The 4992-nt window shown below is 41.0% G+C and carries 5 protein-coding genes; all 5 read right to left on the bottom strand.

Features of this window, described 5'->3' with window-relative positions:
* Positions 1–78 precede the first annotated feature (78 nt).
* On the bottom strand, positions 79–516 hold the full coding sequence (locus H0Z19_RS11645) for an EVE domain-containing protein (protein ID WP_290726805.1): 438 nt from the start codon (positions 514–516) through the stop codon (positions 79–81).
* Positions 517–549: 33 nt separating this feature from the next.
* The gene (locus H0Z19_RS11640) at positions 550–990 is read right to left on the bottom strand and encodes a HEPN domain-containing protein (protein WP_290726802.1); all 441 of its coding nucleotides are present in this window, start codon (positions 988–990) and stop codon (positions 550–552) included.
* Positions 971–1513, bottom strand: a complete 543-nt coding sequence (locus tag H0Z19_RS11635) for a nucleotidyltransferase domain-containing protein (RefSeq protein WP_290726799.1) — start codon at positions 1511–1513, stop codon at positions 971–973. The genes H0Z19_RS11640 and H0Z19_RS11635 overlap by 20 nt, the downstream gene beginning before the upstream one ends.
* A 63-nt stretch (positions 1514–1576) precedes the next feature.
* On the bottom strand, positions 1577–2233 hold the full coding sequence (locus tag H0Z19_RS11630; protein WP_290726796.1) for a SprT family zinc-dependent metalloprotease: 657 nt from the start codon (positions 2231–2233) through the stop codon (positions 1577–1579).
* A gap of 2 nt (positions 2234–2235) precedes the next feature.
* The coding region (locus tag H0Z19_RS11625) for an HsdR family type I site-specific deoxyribonuclease (RefSeq protein ID WP_290726793.1) at positions 2236–4992 on the bottom strand (2757 nt) is incomplete at its 5' end.

The following is a 4992-nucleotide window of genomic DNA, read 5'->3' as shown; positions in this document are numbered from 1 at the left end:
TGGATTGAGAAGTTTCTGGGTGATAAGTTTAAGATGTTATGCACTTAACCATAATCTCAACTTAGTTTCTGATATTTTTTATCCTTTATAAATCAACCTGTAATCTTCTTCAGGGATTTCTCTCATTGCCTTGCCCATCAAATGCCCTGACCATTTCTTTTTATTCGTGATGAACTTCAATCTAGGGATTAAAGGTTTGAACTCTACAGGCTTATCGAAGATCTTAACAGGCTTGAGCTTAATTCTCAGCGGGAAAGTCTCATTCCCCATCCCCTTTGGAGATTTGAAGATTCTCGAAGAATCTCTGAAAACTTCCGATGCAGCTTCATAAACAGCCACAATTCTTGGCTCTTTAACCTCATCCTTATCTCTCTCCTGCTTAACGTAAATCAAAAGCTTATCTCCAGGCTTAACCTTTGCAATTGTATTTCGATGCTTTTCCTGAACACCCCAAATATTTTTCTCCTTTATAACCTTCCAGTTATCCTCATTGGTTATGCAGAGCCAGTAAGCCATATTTTAAATCTTAAACACCAATATATGTTTTTTCTAAGTTTCTTCCAACAACTTCTTCATACGCTCTACAAACTCATGGGCAATGTTTACTGCTGATTCTGCCTCCTCTCGTGTTGCAAAGTAAGATACATCATACTGGTCAGCATGTCTTGTTTCTCTAAGCCTGTCCAGTAAATCCACCCATTCTTCTTCCAGTTTACCTTCTTTTACGTATTTCTCCTCAAGATATCTCGCAATGCAAAAATGACTCTTCTCTCTCCACCCGTCTCGGAACAGTATGGCTCTTGCAGAGTGAAACATTGCAAGATAAGATGAGATCAGGCAGTTATCGTACAATTCATATTCCAAGCTTCTTTCTGCATCAAAAAGCCACTTTTCTGCTCTTTTCATACTCACTTTTGCCTTTTCCAAAGAAGGAGTAACTCTCCTCAGCAAACCTCTTCTTACACAATCTTCAAAGTTCAATCCCCTCACCCCATATAACAAACGAATTCACGAGTTCGCAGTAGAAAACTGGATCCTCTTTACGAAGCCTCTCTATTTTTTCTCTGGTGAGAATGAGAAGATGAGTTTGCTTTCCAGTCTCTTTTGAAATTTCCTTCTCAACCCTCGCAACTTCTCTCTCATTAGGATAACTATCCACAACAATCCATATATCCAGATCGCTATCTTCTGTGTTCTCCCCCCTCGCAAAACTTCCGTAAACTCCAACGCTCAGCATCCAGTTCTTTCTGTTTTTTTCAAGAATATCGGCGATTCTTGCAATGTTCAGCAGTATTTTGAGAGCCTTAACCTTTGGTGACTCCAAAACCCTGTATTTCCTCCCAACCTTCTTCAGTATCCCTTCCTCTTCTAGCAAGCTGAAAAATTGCGATACGAAACCTTTACTCCTTCCGAGTAGTTTGGCAGTTTCCTCAACACCAACATTTTCTCTCTCAAGTATGAAAGTTAGAGTTTCAACCCTCTCTTTGCTCGACATCAATCTCCAGATGTTCATGATACATGAACTAATGGTTCATGATTTATGAACTTTTTGTTCGTAATTTGTGAACTTGTTGGTTTACTTCAAGCTCCTGAGTTTTTTCCAAGCTTTACTCCTCTCAACCATAACCCAGTACTTCTTCAACTCTTCTTCTGCATTGCTGTAGTCAGGATAATAGAACCCAACAAGCTCCCAAAAAGCCTTCGTGTGATTGGGCTCGATTAGATGAGCAAGCTCATGAACGACAATGTACTCTCTAAGCTTCTCAGGCAGAGCGAGCATCGCAAGGTTGAAGCTGAGGTTTGCCTTCGAAGAGCAGCTCGCCCATTTGGTTTTCTGCATTTTTATGAAGATTTTGCCGTACTTCACTCCGAGAAGCCTTGAATAGAATGAAACTGTACCTTTTAGTTCCTCTCTCAACATATTGGCAAGTTTTCTCTTCAGGCTTTTCAGGCTGTAGTATTTCACCACACCTTCCTCTCCATCGAGAATCTCAAATTTCCTGTCTTTAACGAGATGGTAGAATTTTCCATTGAGAATTAGCAGATTTTCTTTACCGCTAACATATCTAGCAAACTTCTCAATCTCCTCTCTTTTCTTCTTTATCCAGTTAGCTTGCTTCTTAACGAAATCATCGACATCAAAATTGGGAGGAGCTACAACTCTAACTTTGCCATCAGCCAGAACTTGAATTCTTGCGTACTTTACTGGTTTTCTTTCTACAACTATCTCCATGTTCACCTACCCTTGGATTCTTTTTCAGCCTGAATTATAAGAAAGCGGACTATTTCATCTCTCGTTGTTGTTAAATCATCAAGCTTACCAGCCATCCTGTCCAGCAGATACATCAGGATGTCCCTCTCAACCTCCTGAACAACCTCACTTTTCTCGAACCATCTGGGGAATGTCTTGGCATTAACCCTCTCCATCATCTCTTTAACATCCTTTACGATCTCAGTATCATCTGGCTTATCAGTCCTATGAGACTTGAGGAGCTTGAAAACTCTATATTCTTTCTCATTCAATCCAAGCTTCTCCCTCTCCTTCCTCTCCATGTTTATGTACTCAGCAATTGAGAGCATTTCATCGTAAAGCTCCTCTACATCTTTCTTTCTCTCATTCCACTCTCTCACTATCCTGTCAACTTTCTCAACAATGTTCTCATCAGAAACTTCCTTAACGTAATTTTTGACTGCAAAAAGCAGATCGTAGAACCTTCTTTTACCCTTCTCCGACCTTATTCTGTTTATGAACTCATCATCTATAACAACAACAGGGAAATCCCTCTTTATCTTTTGAACATCAATTGTTTCGTGGATGAACTTCAACGCCTCTTTGTAAAACTGATCCTTCTTCTGCTCAATTTCCGCATCAAGCTGATTTTCTCTTTGGAGATAAACGTGGTATATCTCGCTCAGAAGCTCAAATTTTTCTTTGAATTCCAGTTTATCTTCAAGCAGGAGTCTGTATAGGTTTCTGATTTCAAAATACAGTTTTCTGAACTCGTCAATGTTGTTTGAAATGACTAGAACTGCCCTATCTATTACATCTCTATCATAGCTCAGCTCGAAATCGAAGAACTTGAAAGCCTCTTCTATTTTCTTCCTCAACTCCTCCTTTATCTCCTCCATGTTGTAGGCTGCTCCCCTGATGTCCTCTTCCTCATAGATCTCAAATGCCCTCTTCAGATGCTTGAAAATCCCAACGTAATCCACCACTAAACCAGCACCCTTCAGATTCTCCCCATCCCTTATGAACGGCCTGTTCGTTCTCGCTATTGCCTGCAGTAGTCTGTGTTCTTTTAACGGCTTATCCAGATATAGGGTTTGCAGGATTGGAGCATCAAAACCTGTTAGAAGCATGTCGGTAACGATCAGTATCTTTGGATTCTCTTTCTTCTTGAATCTCGTTATGATTTCTTCGTGAATCTCTTTCAGCTCGCTTTTTCCATACTTCCTCTTGAGCTTTTCAAGGTAATCTAACAGTTCTTTCGAATCGTTCTGCTGGAATGTCATCACTATCTCAGTTTCATTCTCATTCAGAAACTTGTCAAGAGCCTGCTTGTATGAAAGGCATGCATTTCTGCTAACAGCAACAATCATTGCTTTGAATGGCTTGACGTACTTGATGTAATGGCTTGCAATATCCCTCGCTATTCTCTCAATCCTCTTCCTGTCTTCAAGAATTACCTTAACCTTGTTGAGCTTCCTCTTCAAATCCTGCTCAACCCTCTCCCTGTATTCTTCTGGAATCTCCTCAAGCCTGGATGAGAGGAAAACTTCCAAATTCTCCCTATCCAAATGAACATCATCAAGCCTTGACTGGTAGGCTATCTTAACCGTAAAGCCATCGTTGATTGAATCAATAATGAAGTAGCGATCAAGATATGGTTCATCTGGATATCCAAAAGCCAGATACGTATCCCTCCCTTTCTTCGCTATTGGTGTGCCTGTAAAGGCGAAGAAGCTGGCGTTTTTCAGCACCTTTCTCATGCTTGCTGCAAGCTCTCCATACTGAGTTCTGTGCCCCTCATCTATCAAACATACAACGTCTCTCCTTTTCATTATGCTCCACTGCTGCCTCTCCATCTGCCTTATCAGCTCATCCAGCTCTTCAGCCCTGAACTTGTGAATTAGTGTTATGAAGAAGCCACGCTTTCCATCTGCATGCCTGAGAACTTCCTTTAGGTGGTCAATGCTTCCAATCACTTCATAGTTGATTTTCAGGTACTTCAGCTCATCCGATAGCTGTTTCTGCAGCTCAACCCTATCAACTATAAAGAAAATGCTTGGATTGCCGAGCAAATCCCTTATTTTCACAGCAGAAAAGATCATTGTCAGCGTTTTACCACTTCCCTGCCAGTGCCAGATTAGCCCTTTATTTCTGTCATTCAAACCTTTTGCATAGCTTACAGCTCTCTCAACTATTGCGTTTACAGCTCTGTACTGCATGTATCTCGGTAAAACCTTGGTTATCTCTCCGTCCTGCTCACGGTAGAAGGTGGAGTATCTGATGATATCCAGAAATATGTCGGGTTTGAGAATCTCATACTGAGGCTTCCACTCGTAAACAGGAACGCTCTCCTCCCATCTCACAATCGGGAAGTAAACGAGCTTGTCCGCAAAGCTCACGCCAATCTGAACGTACTTGAACAGTTCAGGAACAGCCTGCTCGTACTTTTTTATCTGAGAATATCCCTCCTTCCAGCTCTTCGCCATCTTCTTGCATTCAATAACTGCAAGAGGGATTCCATTAACGAAAAGAGTTATGTCTGGAATTATTGTATCCCTGAAATTCACCTGCCTTGAGAAAACAAGGCTGTTTGCCTCAAGGTTATCAAAATCGATTAGTTTGACGGTTTTGAGGTTGCCCTCACTATCTTTTATGGTTACACCCTTCTTAATCGCATCAAGTATCTGCATTGAACCCTCAACATCAAAGGAGCGGGTTTCCAAGTAGTTCAAAACCTCCTTTACATCTTCATCGCTCACATA

It is taken from the genome of Archaeoglobus sp., assembly GCF_017656475.1.
In the GTDB taxonomy this organism is placed as follows: domain Archaea; phylum Halobacteriota; class Archaeoglobi; order Archaeoglobales; family Archaeoglobaceae; genus Archaeoglobus.
This window is presented reverse-complemented; position numbering and strand designations above follow the sequence as displayed.